Source organism: Leifsonia sp. SIMBA_070 (genome assembly GCF_046534635.1).
Classification (GTDB): domain Bacteria; phylum Actinomycetota; class Actinomycetes; order Actinomycetales; family Microbacteriaceae; genus Leifsonia.
Genome location: NZ_JAWRYK010000001.1, coordinates 1,715,845 through 1,734,886, shown reverse-complemented (window position 1 = coordinate 1,734,886; position 19,042 = coordinate 1,715,845). Strand labels below are relative to the sequence as shown.

17 protein-coding genes are annotated in these 19,042 nt (G+C 69.5%); 14 read left to right on the top strand and 3 right to left on the bottom strand.

Annotation, left to right across the window (positions count from 1 at the left end; all coding sequences use genetic code 11):
- Positions 1-10: 10 nt before the first annotated feature.
- From SB754_RS08125 to SB754_RS08060, 14 genes are all read left to right on the top strand, one after another.
- Positions 11-1,051, top strand: a complete 1,041-nt coding sequence (locus SB754_RS08125) for an AAA family ATPase (protein ID WP_410783286.1) — start codon at positions 11-13, stop codon at positions 1,049-1,051.
- Positions 1,048-2,385: a DUF58 domain-containing protein gene (locus SB754_RS08120; RefSeq protein WP_410781824.1), complete on the top strand. Its 1,338-nt coding sequence runs from the start codon at positions 1,048-1,050 to the stop codon at positions 2,383-2,385. The genes SB754_RS08125 and SB754_RS08120 overlap by 4 nt, the downstream gene beginning before the upstream one ends.
- Positions 2,382-2,996, top strand: coding sequence for a hypothetical protein (locus tag SB754_RS08115; RefSeq protein WP_410781823.1), 615 nt, complete (start codon positions 2,382-2,384; stop codon positions 2,994-2,996). The genes SB754_RS08120 and SB754_RS08115 overlap by 4 nt, the downstream gene beginning before the upstream one ends.
- A 401-nt stretch (positions 2,997-3,397) precedes the next feature.
- Positions 3,398-6,310: an excinuclease ABC subunit UvrA gene (gene uvrA, locus SB754_RS08110; RefSeq protein ID WP_410781822.1), complete on the top strand. Its 2,913-nt coding sequence runs from the start codon at positions 3,398-3,400 to the stop codon at positions 6,308-6,310.
- A 4-nt stretch (positions 6,311-6,314) separates the two neighbouring features.
- The gene (uvrC, locus tag SB754_RS08105) at positions 6,315-8,405 is read left to right on the top strand and encodes an excinuclease ABC subunit UvrC (protein WP_410781821.1); all 2,091 of its coding nucleotides are present in this window, start codon (positions 6,315-6,317) and stop codon (positions 8,403-8,405) included.
- 40 nt (positions 8,406-8,445) lie between these two features.
- Positions 8,446-9,339 carry an RNase adapter RapZ gene (gene rapZ / locus SB754_RS08100; RefSeq protein WP_410781820.1) on the top strand — a complete coding sequence of 298 codons (894 nt, stop codon included), beginning with the start codon at positions 8,446-8,448 and terminating at the stop codon, positions 9,337-9,339.
- 55 nt (positions 9,340-9,394) lie between these two features.
- On the top strand, positions 9,395-10,375 hold the full coding sequence (whiA, locus tag SB754_RS08095) for a DNA-binding protein WhiA (protein WP_410781819.1): 981 nt from the start codon (positions 9,395-9,397) through the stop codon (positions 10,373-10,375).
- A 105-nt stretch (positions 10,376-10,480) separates the two neighbouring features.
- Positions 10,481-11,107 carry a superoxide dismutase gene (locus SB754_RS08090; RefSeq protein ID WP_410781818.1) on the top strand — a complete coding sequence of 209 codons (627 nt, stop codon included), beginning with the start codon at positions 10,481-10,483 and terminating at the stop codon, positions 11,105-11,107.
- A 103-nt stretch (positions 11,108-11,210) separates the two neighbouring features.
- Positions 11,211-12,215: a type I glyceraldehyde-3-phosphate dehydrogenase gene (gene gap / locus SB754_RS08085; RefSeq protein WP_410781817.1), complete on the top strand. Its 1,005-nt coding sequence runs from the start codon at positions 11,211-11,213 to the stop codon at positions 12,213-12,215.
- A 15-nt stretch (positions 12,216-12,230) separates the two neighbouring features.
- A complete protein-coding gene (locus tag SB754_RS08080; protein WP_410781816.1) occupies positions 12,231-13,448 on the top strand; it encodes a phosphoglycerate kinase in 1,218 nt (405 codons plus the stop codon).
- On the top strand, positions 13,436-14,239 hold the full coding sequence (tpiA, locus tag SB754_RS08075; protein ID WP_410781815.1) for a triose-phosphate isomerase: 804 nt from the start codon (positions 13,436-13,438) through the stop codon (positions 14,237-14,239). The genes SB754_RS08080 and tpiA overlap by 13 nt, the downstream gene beginning before the upstream one ends.
- 72 nt (positions 14,240-14,311) lie before the next feature.
- Positions 14,312-14,557, top strand: coding sequence for a preprotein translocase subunit SecG (secG, locus tag SB754_RS08070; RefSeq protein WP_018191139.1), 246 nt, complete (start codon positions 14,312-14,314; stop codon positions 14,555-14,557).
- A gap of 28 nt (positions 14,558-14,585) precedes the next feature.
- Positions 14,586-14,951 carry an RNA polymerase-binding protein RbpA gene (locus SB754_RS08065; protein ID WP_410781814.1) on the top strand — a complete coding sequence of 122 codons (366 nt, stop codon included), beginning with the start codon at positions 14,586-14,588 and terminating at the stop codon, positions 14,949-14,951.
- Positions 14,952-15,222: 271 nt separating this feature from the next.
- Positions 15,223-15,654, top strand: coding sequence for a hypothetical protein (locus SB754_RS08060; RefSeq protein ID WP_410781813.1), 432 nt, complete (start codon positions 15,223-15,225; stop codon positions 15,652-15,654).
- A 112-nt stretch (positions 15,655-15,766) separates the two neighbouring features.
- Here the strand turns inward: SB754_RS08060 and pgl are convergent, their stop codons facing one another.
- Genes pgl through zwf form a run of 3 tightly spaced genes read right to left on the bottom strand, consistent with a single transcriptional unit; the run spans position 15,767 to position 19,034 of the window.
- On the bottom strand, positions 15,767-16,537 hold the full coding sequence (pgl, locus tag SB754_RS08055; protein ID WP_410781812.1) for a 6-phosphogluconolactonase: 771 nt from the start codon (positions 16,535-16,537) through the stop codon (positions 15,767-15,769).
- Positions 16,534-17,496, bottom strand: a complete 963-nt coding sequence (locus tag SB754_RS08050) for a glucose-6-phosphate dehydrogenase assembly protein OpcA (protein WP_410781811.1) — start codon at positions 17,494-17,496, stop codon at positions 16,534-16,536. The genes pgl and SB754_RS08050 overlap by 4 nt, the downstream gene beginning before the upstream one ends.
- The gene (gene zwf / locus SB754_RS08045) at positions 17,493-19,034 is read right to left on the bottom strand and encodes a glucose-6-phosphate dehydrogenase (protein WP_410781810.1); all 1,542 of its coding nucleotides are present in this window, start codon (positions 19,032-19,034) and stop codon (positions 17,493-17,495) included. Before zwf ends, SB754_RS08050 begins: the two co-directional genes overlap by 4 nt.
- Positions 19,035-19,042 lie beyond the last annotated feature (8 nt).

Here is a 19,042-nt window from a genome sequence, read left to right as displayed (position 1 = left end):
CGCCTCATCGCTGAACGGCGACGTCCACACCGAGCCGGCGGCGTCCTCGCTGACGGTCGCCGAGATCGCGCGGCTCGGCGCCGACGTCCTCGCCCGGGTCGGAACGGTGGTCGTGGGGATGCGCGAGCCGCTGCGGGTCGCCTTCGCGACCATCCTCGCCGGCGGGCACGTCCTGTTCGAGGACGTGCCCGGTCTCGGTAAAACGCTTGCGGCGCGCAGCATCGCGGCCGCGGTCGGACTCGACTTCCGACGGCTGCAGTGCACGCCCGACCTGCTCCCGTCGGACATCACCGGCTCGTTCGTCTACGTGCCGCGCACCGCGGAGTTCGAGTTCCGGCCGGGGCCTGTCTTCACCGGCCTGTTCCTGGCCGACGAGATCAACCGCACGTCCCCGAAGACGCAGTCCGCGCTGCTGGAGGCGATGGCCGAGGGCCAGGTCTCGGTCGAGGGCAGCAGCTTCCCGCTCCCCACGCCGTTCCACGTCGTCGCGACCGCGAACCCGATCGAGTCGGAAGGCACCTACGCGTTGCCCGAGGCGCAGCTCGACCGCTTCATGGTGCGGTTGAGCGTCGGCTATCCGGACGAGGCGGGGGAATCGCGGGTGCTGCTCGCGCGCGTGTCGCGCCGGCACGAGGTGGCGACCGTCGAGCCGGTCATCGACGCCGAAACGCTCGCTGCGATGCAGGCGGGCGTGGAGGCCGTGGATGTCGACCCGGACATCGCCGACTACTGCGTCCGCCTGGCCGCCGCCACACGTCGGCACCGCTCCGTCGAGGTGGGAGCGTCCCCCCGCGGCTCGCAGGGCCTGCTGCTCGTCGCGCGGGCGCTGGCGGTGCTCGACGGCCGCGACTTCGTCATCCCGGACGACGTGAAATCCGTCGCCGTCCCTGTGCTCGCGCACCGCCTCACGCTCACGGTGCAGGCCTGGACGGGCGGCGTCCGGGCCGAGCAGGTCGTGACCGAGGTCGTCAACACCGTGGCCGGTCCTCCGGCGGTCGGGGCGGCCCAGCGGGCGGGCGGAGCGCGGCAGGCGGACGCGGCGCGCCGATGACCGACCGCGACGTGACGATGACCGACCGCGACGCGAGGGAGACGCGCACCCCGACCGGATGGACGCTCAGCCCCGCCCTGGCCGGAGCCGTCGTCGTCGGCGTGATCGCCGTCGTCGCGGCGTTCGTGATGTCGCGCGTCGAGCCCGCACTGGTCGGCGCGCCACTCCTCCTGGCAGCGGCGCTCGCCTGGGACCGCCGCCCGTCCGCGGATGTGGTGATCACCTCCTCCGCGAGCTATGGCGAAGAGGCGGGCACGGCGGCGGACGGCATCGCGGCGGTGACCGTGCATCTGCGCTCCGGCGCGACCGAGCGTCCGGACGCGCTGCAGCTGCGGCTGGCCCTGGGCGGTTCGGCGCCGATGGATGCGGTGGTCACGCCGCGCGCCGCCGACCGCGCGACCGGGCTCGTCCCTCTCGTGCACACCGGACCGCAGCGGCTCGCCGCGGTGGAGGCGCGCGCCATCGGAGCCGACGCCGTGTGGGTGTCCGAACCCGGGGAGCAGGCCGTCGTGGAGCGGGTGGTGCGGCCGCGCCAGGCGCCCGTGCGCAGCCTCCCTCTTCCCGCCCGGCTGCTCGGGCTGACGGGGCAGCACGTGTCGACGCGGCCCGGCGACGGGGGCGAGTTCCGCGACATCGACCTGTTCCATCCAGGCGACCGTCTGCGGCGCATCGACTGGCGGGCCACCGCGCGCGCCGGCCGCGAGGGAGAGCTGTACGTCCGTCGCACGACGGCCACGTCGGACGCGGCCGTCCATCTGGTGGTGGATGCCCGCGACGACGTCACCGGCGTCGTCGCCGATTGGTCGCGGGCGTACCCCCGGCCGGCGGTGTCGTCGCTCGACATCGCCCGGGAGGCGGCATCGTCGCTCGCCGTCGCGTACGCCGCCGTGGGCGACAGGATCGGGTTCGACGACCTGGGCGAGTCCCGCCGCGTCCTCCCGCCCCGGGCCGGTGCCCGGCATCGGGAGCGTGTGCTCCGGGCGATCGAGCTGACGACGGCGACGGGGTCCGCCTTCCAGCGCGTCCGCTCGCCGCGACTGTCGCCGGGCGCCCTGGTGTTCGTGCTGGGCACCTTCCTGGATGATCAGCCGGCGACACTGGCTCTGACCTGGCGTGCTGCGGGCCACCGCGTGATCGCCGTGGATGTGCTGCCGGCCCGCGATGCCGGTGACCTTGCCGCGCGGGAGCGGCTGGCCCTCCGCACCATCGAACTGGAGCGCACCCTCCGTCTCGACCAGTTGCAGGCGGGCGGAGTGGAGCTGCTGCGCTGGCCGGATGCGTCGTCGCGGGAGGCAGGGCTGCGAGCGCTCACCGCCGGAGGGCGGCGCCGATGAGCGGCGAGGGTGGCGGGATGCGCGAGGCTCGCGGGGCCGGCGACGTCGGCGACGTTCGCGACGTCGGCGACGTTCGCGACGTCGGTGAGGTTCGCGACGTCGGTGAGGTTCGCGATGTCGGCCGGGAGATCTTGGCCGGGACGCTGCCGGGCTGGTCGTTGCGCGCTCTGTTCGCCGTGATCGCGCTGCCGCTCGTCCTGGTAGGCGTGCCGGATGGCCCGTGGACGGCGATCGCGGCGCTCCTCATCGGGATCGCGGTGTGGCGACCGCGCTGGATGGTCACCTGGGTGCTCGCGGGCGTTCTCGTGCTGTCGTCGCTCGTGGAGCCCGGAACGCTCACACTGCGGTTGGTCGCCCTGATCGCGGGTGTGCACGCGCTGCACGTGGTCGGGTCGTGGATGCTGGCCGTCCCGCCCGCTGCGCGACTGCAGCCGGCGGTGCTGCTGCCATCGCTGCGCCGCTTCGTGCTCCTCCAGGTCCCGGTGCAGGCCGCGGCCGTGCTGCTGGTGCTGCCGGGTGCGCGGGCATCCGTGCCGGCGATGGCCATCCTGTCCGGCGTCGCGCTGGCCGCTCTGGTCGCGCTGCTCGTGCCGCCCCTCCTGCGCCGCTGACGGTGCCGCACACGTCTCCTCAAATCAGGAGATTCGTTCTCCTGTTTTCAGGAGAACCGGCCCGGCACCTTCTCCCAGGTCCTCTTTTCAGGAGGCAGAGCACCCTCCGGCATGAAATCTCCTGAAAACAGGAGGACGGATCTCCTGAAAACAGGAGCGCGGATCTCCTGAGAACAGGACCCACCGACCTCCACCCACCCGATCCCGTACCGCTGAAGGTTCCAATGTCGGAGGTCGCCCGTAGACTCGCGCCTGCGGGGGATACCTGGCCGGAACAGGTAGAATCGAACAGACGTTCGAAGCCTCGGGCGTGGTGCGCGGTGGGCGAACAGCCCCCGAAATCCCAGCATGGATGGCGGAGAATAGAGCGAGTGAGCAGCGGGCGAGTGAACAGCGATCGAGTGAGTGACGACCGGAGCAGGAGCGACTTCGGCAGCATCAGCCGGGTGACCGGGTCGCACCTCAGCGTGCGTGGCGCGCGGGTGCACAACCTCCACAACGTCGACCTCGAGATCCCGCGAGACTCGATGGTCGTCTTCACGGGGCTCTCCGGGTCCGGCAAGTCGTCGCTCGCGTTCGACACGATCTTCGCCGAGGGGCAGCGCCGGTACGTCGAGTCGCTGTCGGCGTATGCGCGCCAGTTCCTCGGGCAGGTCGACCGGCCCGACGTCGACTTCATCGAGGGTCTCAGCCCCGCGGTGTCGATCGACCAGAAGTCGACCAACCGCAACCCGCGCTCGACCGTCGGCACGATCACCGAGATCTACGACTACATGCGTCTGCTGTGGGCGCGCATCGGCGTGCCGCACTGTCCGATCTGCGGTGAGCGCATCCAGCGCCAGACCGTCCAGCAGATCGCCGACCAGCTGATGGAGCTCGAGCCGGGCACCCGGTACATGGTCGTCAGCCCCGTCGTCTCGCAGAAGAAGGGGGAGTTCGTCGACCTCTTCAAGGAGCTGGCGGCGAGCGGCTACTCCCGCGCACTGGTCGACGGAGAGCAGATCCAGCTCTCCGACCCGCCGACGCTCAAGAAGCAGTACAAGCACGACATCTCCGTCGTCGTCGACCGCCTGGTCGCCGGACCGGACATCCTCGGCCGTCTCACCGACTCCCTCGAGACCGCCCTGCGCCTGACCGACGGCCTGGTCCAGGTCAACTACGTCGACCGCGAGGGTGCGGCCGCCTGGCAGAACTTCAGCGAGAAGCTGTCCTGCCCGAACGGCCACCCCATCCAGCTCACCGAGATCGAGCCGCGCACCTTCTCGTTCAACGCCCCGTTCGGCGCCTGCCCGGAGTGCTCCGGCCTCGGCACCCGCATGTCGGTCGACGACGAGCTGCTGCTGGGCGACGACACCCTCAGCATCGCCGAGGGCGTCATCGTGCCGTGGACGACGCAGGGCAAGGGACTCTTCAACTACTACGAGAAGCTGCTCGACGGCCTCGCCCGCGACCTGAAGTTCTCGCTGAAGACCCCATGGAAGAAGCTCCCGGACAACGTCAAGGATGCGGTCCTCCACGGCGACAACTTCGAAGTCAAGGTCCGGTGGAAGAACCGCTACGGCCGCGAGATGTCGTACACCTCCGGCTTCGAGGGCGTCGTCCCGTACATCGAGCGGCAGTACCTGCAGGCCGAGACCGACACGCAGCGTGCCCGGTGGGCGGAGTACCTCCGCGAGGTCCCGTGCCCGGTCTGCGGCGGAAAGCGCCTCAAGCCCGAGGTGCTGGCCGTGCTGGTGCACGGCAAGAGCATCGCCGACGCCTCCCAGCTCAGCCTCAGCGACGCCCGCTCGTTCATGGAGAAGCTTCACCTGACCGAGCGCGAGCAGAAGATCGGCGCGCAGGTGCTGCGCGAGATCACGGTGCGTCTGGACTTCCTCATCCAGGTGGGACTCAGCTACCTCGACCTCGCCCGCGCCGCCGGCACGCTCTCCGGCGGTGAGGCGCAGCGCATCCGTCTCGCCACCCAGATCGGCTCCGGCCTCACCGGCGTGCTGTACGTGCTCGACGAGCCGAGCATCGGCCTCCATCAGCGGGACAACCGCCGGCTGATCGACACGCTCGTCGCTCTCCGCGATCTCGGCAACACCCTCATCGTGGTCGAGCACGACGAAGACACGATCCGGACCGCCGACTGGGTCGTCGACATCGGTCCGGGCGCCGGGGTCAACGGCGGTCACGTCGTGCACTCCGGCTCGTACGACGATCTGCTGAAGAACTCCGACTCCTTGACCGGCGACTACCTGGCGGGGCGGCGCGAGATCGCCATCCCGGCGAAGCGCCGCAAGATCGACAAGAAGCGGATGATCCGCGTGGTCGATGCGGAGGCCAACAACCTCAAGAAGGTGACGGTCGACTTCCCGCTCGGCACGTTCGTCGCGGTGACCGGTGTCTCCGGGTCGGGCAAGTCCTCGCTCGTCAACGACATCCTCTACCGGGTGATGGCCAACAAGCTCAACGGCGCCCGCAAGGTGCCGGGCAAGCACCGCACGGTGTCCGGGCTCGAGAACCTCGACAAGGTCGTGCACGTCGACCAGGCGCCGATCGGCCGCACCCCGCGGTCGAACCCCGCCACCTACACCGGAGTGTTCGACCGCATCCGGACCCTGTTCGCCGAGACCCCGGAGGCGAAGACCCGCGGGTACCTGCCCGGCCGGTTCAGCTTCAACGTCAAGGGAGGCCGCTGCGAGGCCTGCTCGGGCGACGGCACGATCAAGATCGAGATGAACTTCCTGCCCGACGTCTACGTCGCGTGCGAGGTGTGCGGGGGAGCCCGGTACAACCGCGACACTCTCTCCGTCCACTACAAGGGCAAGAACATCGCCGAGGTGCTCGACATGCCGATCAGCGAGGCGGCCGAGTTCTTCAAGCCGATCTCGGCCATCCACCGCTACCTGCAGACCCTGGTCGACGTGGGCCTCGGCTACGTCCGGCTCGGACAGAGCGCGACGACCCTCTCCGGCGGTGAGGCGCAGCGCGTCAAGCTCGCCACCGAGCTGCAGCGCCGCTCCAACGGCCGCAGCGTCTACGTGCTCGACGAGCCGACCACCGGTCTGCACTTCGAAGACGTCCGCAAGCTCCTGCTGGTGCTGAACGGCCTCCTCGACAAGGGCAACACCGTCGTCGTGATCGAGCACAACCTCGACGTGATCAAGTCCGCGGACTGGATCATCGACATGGGTCCGGAGGGCGGCGCGGGCGGCGGCGAGGTGATCGCCACCGGGACGCCGGAGCAGGTCGCCGAGACGCCGGGCAGCCACACCGGGTTCTTCCTGAAAGAGATCCTGCAGAGCGATTCCGCCCGGGGCGCCGCGTAGCGCCGTGGCAGACACCGTCAGCTACCGGCCGAAGGCCGGCGAGATCCCGACCCAGCCGGGCGTGTACCGCTTCCGCGACAAGAACCGGCGCGTGCTCTACGTAGGCAAGGCGAAGAACCTGCGTGCGCGGCTGAGCAACTACTTCCAGCCGCTGCGCAGCCTCCACGAGCGGACGCGCCGCATGGTGACGACCGCGTCGAGCGTGGAATGGACGGTCGTCGGCACCGAGTACGAGGCGCTGCAGCTCGAGTACACCTGGATCAAAGAGTTCAACCCGCCGTTCAACGTCAAGTTCCGCGACGACAAGACCTACCCCTACCTTGCGGTGACCCTCGGCGACCGCGTGCCCCGGGTGATGATCACCCGCAACCGCAACATCAAGGACGCGCGCTACTTCGGCCCGTACACGAAGGTCTGGGCGATCCGCGAGACGGTCGACCTGATGCTCAAGGCGTTCCCCATGCGCAGCTGCTCGGACGGGGTCTACCGCCGCGCAGAGCTCACCGGCCGTCCGTGCCTCCTCGGCGACATCGGCAAGTGCGCTGCGCCGTGCGTCGGGCGCATCACGCCGGAGGACCACAAGTCGCTCGCCATCGACTTCGCCTCCTTCATGGCGGGCAACGACAGCGGCTACCTGCGCGACCTCACCGAGAAGATGAAGCAGGCCGCCAGCACCATGGACTACGAGGCGGCAGCCCGGCACCGCGACGCCATCCAGGCGCTGGAGGGCGTGCTCGGCAAGAGCGCCGTCGTGCTGACCGACAACGTGGACGCCGACGTGTTCGGCATCGCGCACGACGAGCTGGCCGCTGCGGTCACGCAGTTCATCGTCCGGGGCGGCCGCGTGCGCGGTGTCCGCAGCTGGGTGGTCGACAAAGAGCTCGACGTCGGGCTGGGCGAGCTGGTCGAGACAGTCGTCCAGAACGCCTACGACGGCCCGGACGCGCCACCGCGCGAGATCCTCGTCCCCGAGCTGCCCGACGACACGGCCGAGCTCGAGCAGTGGTTGACCCAGCGCCGCCGCGAGACGCCCGACCCGTCGGCCCCGCGTGGCCGGCTCACCGGCCGGGTCGAACTCCGCACCGCGCAGCGCGGTGAGAAGGCTGCCCTCGCGCAGACCGTCGAGATGAACGCCAAGAACGCGCTGGTGCTCTACAAGACCCGGCGCAGCTCCGATTTCGTGGCCCGCTCGAAGGCGCTCAACGACATCCAGGACGCCCTGGGGATGGACGACGCTCCGCTCCGGATGGAGTGCTACGACGTCTCGCACCTCAGCGGGACGAACATCGTCGCGTCGATGGTCGTCTTCGAGGACGGGCTGCCGCGCAAGGACCAGTACCGCCGCTTCAGCATCCCCGAATCGACCGACGACACCGAATCCATCTACCAGGTGATCTCCCGCCGGTTGGCATACCTGAAGGACCCGTCGGCGAGCGGAGACGCGATCTCCGCCACCGCCACGGGGGCCAGCGCCGCGCAGGCCGCAGCAGAGGCCGCCCAGGAGGCCGTCGACGAGGAGACCGCGCTCGACGCCGAAGGCGCGGCAGGAGCAGAGGAGGTGGTGGACGCTGCCGAGCGCCGCCGCCGCAAGTTCTCGTACCCGCCGAACCTTCTGATCGTCGACGGCGGCCAGCCGCAGGTCGCCGCCGCCAAGCGCGCCCTCGACGAGTCCGGGGTCACGGGCATCCAGCTCGCGGGCATCGCGAAGCGGCTGGAGGAGATCTGGCTGCCGGACTCCGACTTCCCGGTCATCCTGCCCCGCAACAGCGACGCGCTCTTCCTCATCCAACGGCTGCGCGACGAGGCCCACCGCTTCGCCATCACCTATCAGCGCGCTCGGCGCAAGCGCGACATCGGCACGGTGCTCGGTGAGATCCCGGGCCTCGGCCCGTCGCGGGTGAAGGAGTTGCTGAAGCACTTCGGATCGGTGGCCCAGCTGCGCAAGGCCACGCCCGAGCAGATCGCCGAGGTGCGCGGCGTCGGTCCCCGGCTCGCCACCGCCGTGTTCGAGCGGCTGGCCGACAGTGCGCGCAGCGACACCACCTCCACCGATGCGCAGCCGGAAGACGGGCGGGCGGCCGACCTCAGTCGCTAGGCTGGGGGCACACCAGGGGAGCAGCGGAGGAGACCGGTCGATGGCCACCGACGGCGACACAGTCGCAAGCGCCGAGCAGCAGGAAGTGCTCATCGTCACCGGGATGTCGGGCGCGGGCCGCTCGACCGTCGCGAATGCCCTGGAGGACCTCGACTGGTATGTCGTCGACAACCTCCCGCCGCAGATGCTGCGCCCGCTGATCGAGCTGGCCAACCGGGCCGAGTCCGGCCTCCCGCGCATCGCGGCGGTGGTCGACGTACGCGGGCGCAACTTCTTCGTCGACCTGCGCGACCTGATCCAGAGCCTCCGCGAGGGCACGAAGATCCGCGTGCTGTTCCTCGAGGCCTCCGACGCTGTGCTCGTGCGCCGCTTCGAGCAGGTGCGCCGGCCGCACCCGCTGCAGGGCGACGGCACCATCCTGGACGGCATCTCGGCCGAGCGCACACGGCTCCGTGAGATCCGGGAGGCGAGCGACATCATCGTCGACACCTCCGACCTGAACATCCACCAGCTCGCCACCAACATCACCGACACCTTCGCGGCGGAGGACGCTGCCGACGTGCAGGTGACCGTGATGAGCTTCGGGTTCAAGTACGGGCTGCCGGCCGACGCCGACATGGTCGCCGACGCCCGGTTCCTCCCGAATCCGTTCTGGGTCCCCGAGCTCCGGCCCCACACCGGCCTCGAAGAGGTCGTGCGCGACTATGTCCTGCAGCAGGATGGCGCCGACGATTTCATCCACGGCTACGTCTCGGCGCTGCGGCCGATCATGGCGGGCTACCAGCGCGAGAACAAACGTCACGCGCTGATCGCGATAGGCTGCACTGGCGGAAAACACCGGTCCGTCGCGATTGCGGAAGAGCTCGCGGCGCGGTTGCGCAGTTTCCCCGGTCTGGCGGTGAACACCAAACACCGCGACCTCGGCCGTGAATGATCCCGGCCCTCCCATCCACGGCACCACCCCCGCCTTGAGACAGTAAGGAATCCGATTGGCTCTCACCTCCGACGTCAAGGACGAGCTCACGAAGGTCGAGGTCAGCAAGACCACCGTCCGGGCTGCAGAGCTGGCCACCATCCTCCGGTTCTCGGGCGGCCTGCACCTCATCGGCGGCCGGATAGCGGTGGAAAGCGAGCTCGACACGCCCGAGCTGGCGCGGCGGGTGCGCAAAGACCTGGCGGAGCTCTACGGCGTTCGCAGCGAGGTGTCGGTGATCTCCGCCTCGGGGATGCGGCGCACCAGCCAGTACCTGGTCCGTGTGCTGGACGGCGGCGAGACGCTCGCCCGCCAGACCGGCCTCCTCGATGCACGCCGCCGTCCGATCCGTGGGCTGCCGAACCGGCTCACCACCGGCTCGCGCGACGAGCTCGCCGCCGTCTGGCGGGGTGCATTCCTCGCCAGCGGATCGCTGACCGACCCGGGCCGCTCAGCGGCGCTGGAGGTCACCTGCCCGGGCAATGAGGCGGCCATGGCGCTGGTCGGAGCGGGCGGCCGCATCGGTATCCAGGCAAAGGCTCGCGAGGTCCGCGGCGTGCATCGTGTCGTGATCCGCGACGGCGAGGCGATCAGCGCGATGCTGGTCGCGATGGGCGCCGCGCAGACGGTCGCCAACTGGAACGAGCTGCGGCAGCGGCGCGAGGTTCGCGCCAACGCGAACCGCCTGGTCAACTTCGACGACGCGAACCTGCGCCGTTCGGCCCAGGCCGCGGTCGCCGCGTGCGCACGCGTGGACCGCGCGCTCGAGATCCTCGGCCCGGAGGTCCCGGAGCACCTGCGTTACGCGGGCGAGCTCCGCCTCGCCCACCGCGACGCCAGTCTCGACGAGCTCGGCCACTACGCCGACCCGCCGATGACCAAGGACGCGGTCGCCGGACGCATCCGTCGGCTGCTCGCGATGGCCGACAAGCGTGCGAGCGACCTGGGCATCCCCGGGACGGAAGCGAGCCTCCCGGCCGATCTCGACGAGGTGTAACTTCGGGAGGGGACTTGGGCCCGCTGGAAGCATCCGCGGGTCGACCGGGTTGCTCTTGATGGACTCGACGAGTCGCTCGAATCACAACAACAGTGGAGATGAGTAATGGCTGACTACACGCTGCCGGACCTTCCGTACGACTACTCGGCTCTTGAGCCGAACATCAGCGGCCGGATCATGGAGCTGCACCACGACAAGCACCACAAGACGTACGTGGACGGCGCCAACACCGCGCTCGCGAAGCTCGCGGAAGCCCGCGACGCCGACGACCTGACCTACGTCAACAAGCTCGAGAAGGACCTGGCGTTCAACCTCGCCGGCCACGTCAACCACACCGTGTTCTGGAACAACCTCTCTCCGGACGGCGGCGACAAGCCGGCCGGCGAGCTCGGTGCGGCCATCGACGAGTTCTTCGGCTCCTTCGACAAGTTCCGCGCCCACTTCACCGCCTCGGCGCTGGGCATCCAGGGCTCCGGCTGGTCGATCCTCGCCTGGGACTCGCTCGGCCAGAAGCTCATCATCGAGCAGTTGTACGACCACCAGGGCAACCTCGCCGCGGCGACCGTGCCGCTCCTCATGCTCGACATGTGGGAGCACGCCTTCTACCTCGACTACGTCAACGTGAAGGCCGACTACGTCAAGGCGTTCTGGAACATCACCAACTGGGGCGACGTCGACGCCCGCTTCGTCCGGGCGCGCGAGAAGACCGCGGGTCTGCTGCTACTGTCGTAGGCAGGATGGCGTCCCGGGAGGGAGCCTCCCGGGACGCCGACGTCCGCAACAACCACCCACCAAAGTGCGCCGTCCGGCGCCCATCGAGTAACTGGAGTCATCTGTGTCCGTAAAGATCGGAATCAACGGGTTCGGTCGCATTGGTCGCAACTACCTGCGCGCGGCCCTGGCCAAGGGCAGCGACCTCGAGATCGTCGCGGTGAACGACCTCACCGACAACAAGACGCTCGCGCACCTGCTGAAGTACGACTCCATCACGGGCCGGCTCGACGCCACCGTGGAGCTCGACGGCGACAACATCGTCGTCAACGGCAACCCGATCAAGGTCCTCGCGGAGCGCGACCCGGCCAACCTCGGCTGGGGCGACCTGGGCGTCGACATCGTCATCGAGTCGACCGGCCGTTTCACCAAGGCCGACGACGCGCGCAAGCACATCGAGGCCGGCGCCAAGAAGGTCATCATCTCGGCCCCCGCCACCGGTGAGGACGCGACGTTCGTCATGGGCGTCAACGAGCACCTGTACGACGCGGCTGCCCACAACATCATCTCCAACGCCTCCTGCACCACGAACTGCCTCGCCCCGCTGGCGAAGGTGTTCAACGACGAGTTCGGCATCGAGCGCGGTCTGATGACCACGGTCCACGCCTACACCGCCGACCAGAACCTGCAGGACGGCCCGCACTCCGATCTGCGCCGCGCCCGTGCCGCCGCGATCAACATCGTTCCGACCTCCACCGGCGCCGCCAAGGCGATCGGCCTGGTCCTCCCGGAGCTGAAGGGCAAGCTCGACGGCTTCGCCCTCCGCGTGCCGGTTCCCACTGGCTCGATCACCGACCTGACGGTCACCGCCTCGCGCCCGGTCACGGTCGACGAGATCAAGGCCGCCTACAAGAAGGCCGCCGAGGGTCCCCTCAAGGGCATCCTGAAGTACACCGAAGACGAGATCGTCTCCAGCGACATCGTCTCCGACCCGCACTCGTCGATCTTCGACTCCGGCCTGCTGCGCGTCCTCGGCGACCAGGTCAAGCTCTCGAGCTGGTACGACAACGAGTGGGGCTACTCCAACCGTCTGGTCGACCTGACCGAGTACGTGGCCGAGCGCCTCTAAGCGCCGGGAACCGACGTGACGCTCCGCACACTCGACGCACTCGGTTCGCTCGCCGGCAAAGTGGTCGTCGTCCGCTGCGATCTCAACGTGCCCCTCGAGGGCTCGAAGATCACGGACGACGGCCGCGTGCGAGCGTCGATTCCCACGCTGAACGCTCTGATCCATCAGGGCGCGAAGGTGGTCGTCATCTCCCACCTCGGGCGCCCCGACGGTGCGCCCGACGCCAAGTACAGCCTGGCCCCGGTGGCCCAGCGGCTCTCCGAGCTGCTGGGCCAGCCGGTGACCTTCGCGCAGGACACGGTCGGCTCGGGTGCCGCGCAGGCCGTCGACGGCTTGAAGGACGGCGACGTCGCGCTGCTCGAGAACCTCCGGTTCAACCCGGGGGAGACCTCGAAGGACGAGGGCGAGCGGAAGGCCTTCGCCGAGAAGCTCGCCGCGTTCGGTGACGCCTTCGTCTCGGACGGCTTCGGCGTCGTGCACCGAAAGCAGGCCAGCGTGTACGAGCTCGCGCAGCTCCTGCCGAGCGCAGCGGGCACGCTCATCCAGGCCGAGCTCGAGGTGCTCGACCGGCTGACCGAGAACCCGGAGCGCCCGTATGCGGTCGTGCTCGGCGGATCGAAGGTGTCCGACAAGCTCGGGGTCATCGGGCACCTGCTGCCCAAGGTGAACTCGCTGCTCATCGGCGGCGGGATGCTGTTCACCTTCCTCGCGGCTCAGGGCCTGAAGGTCGGTTCCAGCCTGCTGGAGGCCGACCAGATCGAGACCGTGAAGGGCTATCTGGCGAAGGCCGAGGAGCTCGGGGTCGAGATCGTCCTGCCTCGCGACGTCGTGGTGGCCTCGAAATTCGGTGCCGACGCCGAGCACGCAGTGCGTCCCGTCGATGCGATCGAAGACACCGACTGGGGCGACAAGGGACTCGGACTCGACATCGGCCCTGAGACGGCTGAACTGTTCTCCGAGTACGTCCGCGGCGCCCGCACCGTTTTCTGGAACGGGCCGATGGGCGTGTTCGAGCTGGCGCCGTTCGCGGCCGGCACCAAGGCGGTCGCACAGGCGCTCACCGAGGTCGACGGCCTCAGCGTGGTCGGCGGCGGTGACTCCGCAGCGGCCGTGCGTGCGCTCGGCTTCCGCGACGACCAGTTCGGTCACATCTCGACGGGCGGAGGCGCGAGCCTCGAGTTCCTCGAAGGCAAGCGACTCCCCGGACTGGAGGTCCTCGGATGGCAGCAGTGAGCCCCTCGGTGCGGCGTGTTCCGCTCATCGCCGGCAACTGGAAGATGAACCTGGACCACCTCCAGGCGATCGCCTTCGTGCAGAAGCTGGCGTGGACGCTGAAGGATGCCAGCCACGACTTCTCCGCGGTGGAGGTGGCGGTGTTCCCGCCGTTCACCGACCTGCGGAGCGTGCAGACGCTGATCTCGGCGGACAAGCTGCCGCTGGCCTTCGGCGGGCAAGATGTCTCCGAGCACGAGTCCGGCGCGTACACCGGCGAGATCTCGGCGGCCTTCCTGGAGGCGCTGGAGACCCGCTACGTGATCATCGGCCACTCGGAGCGGCGCACGCTGCACGCCGAGTCCGACGAGCAGGTGGCAGGCAAGGTCGCCGCGGCGCTGAAGCACAACATCGCGCCGATCATCTGCGTCGGCGAGACGGCAGAAGACCTCGAGGTCCACGGCGCGAGCGCTGTGCCGGTTGCGCAGCTTCGCGCCGCGCTGTCGAAGGTCGACTCGGCCGCCGACTTCGTGGTCGCGTACGAACCGGTGTGGGCCATCGGATCCGGCCAGGCGGCGACGCCCGAGCAGGCCGAGCAGGTCGCGGCCGCTCTGCGCGCCGTGATCGCCGAGGTCCTGGGCGACGACGTCGCGGCGAAGACCCGCATCCTCTACGGCGGATCGGTGAAATCGGGCAACATCGCAGGGTTCATGCGCGAACCGAACGTCGACGGCGCGCTGGTCGGCGGTGCGAGCCTCGACGTCAACGAGTTCGCCGCGATCGTCCGCTACCAGAAGCACGTCGGTCTCTGAGCAGCGTCCCAGGTTATACTGGTCGTTGGCTTTCCCCGGGTTTTCACCCGGTCGCTTCCCGAAAGGTTCCCCGTGCTCATTCTCCAGGTCGTCCTGCAGGTGCTGCTGGGCATCACCAGCCTGCTGCTGACGCTGCTCATCCTCCTGCACAAGGGCCGTGGTGGCGGTCTGTCCGACATGTTCGGCGGCGGCGTCACCTCCAACCTCGGTGCGTCCGGTGTCGCCGAGCGCAACCTCAACCGGATCACGGTCATCCTCGGGCTCATCTGGATCACCTGCATCGTCGTGCTCGGCCTGATCACCAAGTTCAGCGCGTAAGCGCGTCACTGTAGTAGGAGAGAGAGCTATGGCTTCCGGAGGCAGTGCAATCCGTGGCTCGCGCGTCGGCGCGGGCCCCATGGGCGAACAGGACCGCGGCTTCCACGCGGACCGGATCGCCGTGTCGTATTGGGATGCGCTCGGCAATGAGACCGTCCGCTACTTCGCGGCGAATCTCCCTGAAGAAGAGATCCCCGACGTCATCGACTCGCCGTCGAGCGGCCTTCCGGCCGGTCGCGACAAAGAGAACCCGCCGTCGGTGGCGAAGACGGAGCCCTACAAGACGCACCTCGCGTACGTGAAGGAGCGCCGCAGCGAAGAGGAGGCGGAGCAGCTGCTCGAAGACGCCCTCAACCAGCTGCGCACCCGTCGCGGTCGCCCCACCAGCAACTAGCGCGTCGCGCCGTGAAGGCCGTCCACCCTCGGGTGGGCGGCCTTCGTCGTGTCCGGGATGGATGGCGCCATCGTCGGAGAACCGGCCCGAACTCTCCGACGCACCGCGGTGGGGGTGGAGATTCGGCCGCGCGCGGGCCGAATCTCCGACGGTGACGGCCGAATCTCCGACGGTGACGGGGCGAATCCCGACGGTGATGGGGCGAATCCCGGCCTGACGAGACACGGCGGCGGGTTGCGGCCTACACTGCGTCGCAGGGGAGGAAGCGCGCATGCGGGAGCCGGGACATGACCGAGCCGACACCTCGCGCGCGCTCGGCGAAGTGGTCGGCCAGCTGAGCCTCCTGGCGCTGCTGGAGGAGGCGGTGGCCGCTGCCGAGCAGGCCGAGCTGCTGCTCGACCGCTGCGACGGCCTCGAGGCGACCACTCCCGCCGACGCGCGGGCCGCCCTCCGGCTGCGCATCGCGTTCGCCGGCCTCCAGCACTGGGTGGACGACCTGGAGCTCGGGGGGCAGGAGGCCGAGGTTCAGGACGAGACCGGCCGCCTTCTCGCGTTCTACCTGCACCTGCTGACGCACGCCTTCGACCGGCGTATCGCCGCCGCGGGCCGCGACCGCCTCGCGATCCGGGGGAGAGGCCCCCTCACCGGCGTGCCGGCCCAGCGGCTTGCCCGCCTCCGGGACCGCCTCCGCGCAGGCGACTAGCGCCGCGACTGCTGTGCCGGGTAACGACTGCGGTCGCGCGCGGCGCCGCAGTCGTTACGCACGACCGCAGTCGTTACGCACGACCGCAGTCGTTACGCACGACCGCAGTCGCTCAGTAGCTGGGCGCGATGAGGTTCTCGGGCACGTCGACGGCGGCTTCCTTGTCCACGAAGAACACGGTGCGCTTGCGCCCCTTGGCGCCGGCGACCGGCACCTCGGTGTAGCTGGCCCCGGCCAGGGCGAGGCCGAGGGCGCTCGCCTTGTCGCTGCCGGCGAGCACCAGCCAGATGCGGTCCGACGAGTTCAGCACCGGCCGGGTGAGGCTGAGGCGCTCCGGCGGCGGCTTCGGCGACTCGCGCTCGGCGATCACCGTGGCCTCCGACTCGCGGATTCCGGGGCGGTCCGGGAACAGCGACGCGATGTGGCCGTCCGGTCCGACACCGAGGAACGTGATGTCGAACTTCGGGACGGGCCACCCCTCGGCCCCGAACGCCTCGAGCTCGGCAGCGTACACGCGTGCCGCCTCGTCGATGTCCGGGATCTCGTCCGACGACGGGAACGGGTGCACGTTCTCCGGCGGGACCGCGATGTGGTCGAGCAGGGCCTCACGGGCCTGGCGCTCGTTGCGGTCGGGGCTGTCGCGCGGAACGAACCGCTCGTCGCCCCACCAGAAGTGCACCTTCGTCCAGTCGATGGTGTCGCGGGCGGGGGAGGAGTTGACCGCCTCCAGGACCGCGATGCCCATCGTTCCGCCGGTCAGCGCGATGTTCGCGACGCCGAGGTCGTCGAGGATGTCGATGGTCTTGGTGAGGAAGCGCGCAGCCACCGAGGCCGCCAGGGCCTCCTTGTCCGGGTGGACGAGCACCCGCCGTTCGTTCGTCATGCCCTGGCGCCTGCTCCTTCGTCGGAGGTCTCCAGTAGTGCAAGACCCTTCGTGATCACCTCGCCGTAGAGGTCGTCCGGGTCCAGCCTACGCAGTTCTTCCGCCAGGCAGTCCCGGAGGCTGCGGCGTGGCAGGGAGAGGTCGTGCGTCGGCTGACCCGGCTGCGATAGGCGGGCGACGTTCGGGATCTCGCGCGCGAGCTCGATGACGCCGGTCGCGCGGTCCATCTTCACACCGTGGATGCCGCCGGAGCCGATCGCGCGCGAGGCGAGGTCGTACTGTACCGGTACCTGCATCTGCAGGCGCAGCCACGCGGCGAGCAGGAGGGTGGACGGGGAGTCGGCGGCGCCGGCCACATCGACACCGGTGATCGGCTCGTACGGCGGCTGGTCGAGAACGGCGGCGAGCTGGGCCCGCCACAGCGTGAGGCGCGTCCAGGCGAAGTCCGTGTCGCCGGGGGCGTACGTCTGGCCGAGGTGGAACAGGAAGTCCTGCGGATTCGGCTGCGCCGATGCGTCCGTGATGCGACGCGTGGCGATGCGGCCCAGGGGAGAGGTCGACGCCTTCTCGGGCGCGATCCCCGGCCACCAGACCACGACCGGAGCGTCGGGCAGGAGCAGGCCGGTGACCAGCCCCTCCTCGTCGCTGGCCGTGGGGCCGTAGGCGCGGAGCACGATGACCTCGCTGGCCCCGGCGTCGCCGCCGACACGGATCTGCGCGTCGAGGCGGCCGTCGCCGTCGTGGCTCCGCTCCTCCTCGGTCGACACCACGATGACGCGCATCGGGTGCTCGCGGGAGGCGTCGTTGGCGGCCTCGATGGCCTCCTCCTCCTGCCCGAGGTGGGTCGCGATGATCAGCGTCAGGACCCGGCCGAGGGCGACGGCGCCGCCCTCCTCGCGGATCTTGACGAGCGCCTTCGAGATGTTGCTGACGGTCGTCGCGGGAAGATCGACGATCATGGACGCCTCCAAACGCGGCCGTCACGGGCGAGGAGCTCGTCGGCCGACTTCGGGCCCCAGGTTCCGGGGCGGTACTGCTCGGGCTGGCCCTGCGTGGCCCAGAAGTCCTCGATCGGGTCGAGGATCTTCCAGGAGAGCTCGACCTCCTCGTGGCGGGGGAACAGCGGCGGGTCGCCGAGCAGCACATCCAGGATGAGCCGCTCGTACGCCTCGGGGCTGGCCTCGGTGAAGGCGTGGCCGTAACCGAAGTCCATGCTGACGTCGCGCACCTGCATGCCGGCGCCCGGGACCTTCGAGCCGAACCGGATGGTCACGCCCTCGTCGGGCTGGACGCGGATGACGAGCGCGTTCTGACCGAGCGCGCTGGTCTGCGACTCGGCGAACAGCTGCTGCGGCGCGCGCTTGAACACGACCGCGATCTCGGTGACACGGCGGCCCAGACGCTTACCGGCGCGCAGGTAGAACGGAACGCCCGCCCAGCGGCGGGTGCCGATCTGCAGCTTGATGGCCGCGTACGTCTCGGTCGTGGATTCGGGGTTCATCCCCTCCTCCTCGAGGAAGCCGGGGACCTTCTCGCCGCCCTGCCAGCCGCTGCCGTACTGGCCGCGGGCGGTGGAGGTCGACAGGTCCTTCGGCAGCCGGACCGCCGCGAGCACCTTCTCCTTCTCGGCGCGCAGGTCCGCGGCGTTGAACGAGATCGGCTCCTCCATCGCGGTCAGCGCGAGGAGCTGCAGCAGGTGATTCTGGATGACGTCACGCGCCGCCCCGATGCCGTCGTAGTAGCCGGCCCTGCCGCCCACGCCGATGTCCTCCGCCATGGTGATCTGCACGTGGTCGACGTAGTTGGCGTTCCAGATCGGCTCGTACAGCTCGTTGGCGAAGCGCAGCGCCAGGATGTTCTGGACGGTCTCTTTGCCGAGGTAGTGGTCGATGCGGAACACCGAGTCCGGCGGGAACACCGTCTCGACGACGGAGTTGAGCTCGCGCGCGGACTGCAGGTCATGACCGAACGGCTTCTCGATCACCACGCGCCGCCAGCCCTCGCCGGACTGGTCGGCGAGACCGGACCGCTTGAGCTGCTCGGTGACGATCGGGAACGCCTTCGGCGGGATGGACAGGTAGAACGCGTGGTTGCCCATGGTGCCGCGCTCGGTATCCAGCTGCTCGACGGTCTCCTTGAGGCGCCGGAACGCGTCGTCGTCGTCGAACTCGCCCGGCACGAAGCGGATGCCCTGCGCGAGCTGCTGCCACACGTCGTCGTCGAACGGCGTGCGGGCGTACTGCTTGACGGCTTCGTAGACGACCTTCTCGAAGTCCTGGTCCTCCCAGTCGCGCCGGGCGAACCCGACGAGGGAGAACCCGGGCGGCAGGAGGCCGCGATTCGCCAGGTCGTACACCGCGGGCATCAGCTTCTTGCGCGACAGGTCACCCGTCACTCCGAAGATGATGAGGCTGCTGGGCCCCGCGATGCGATTGAGGCGGCGGTCGGAGGGCAACCGCAGCGGGTTGAACTCCGGGGTGATTTCCACCGGTGACAAGTGATCTC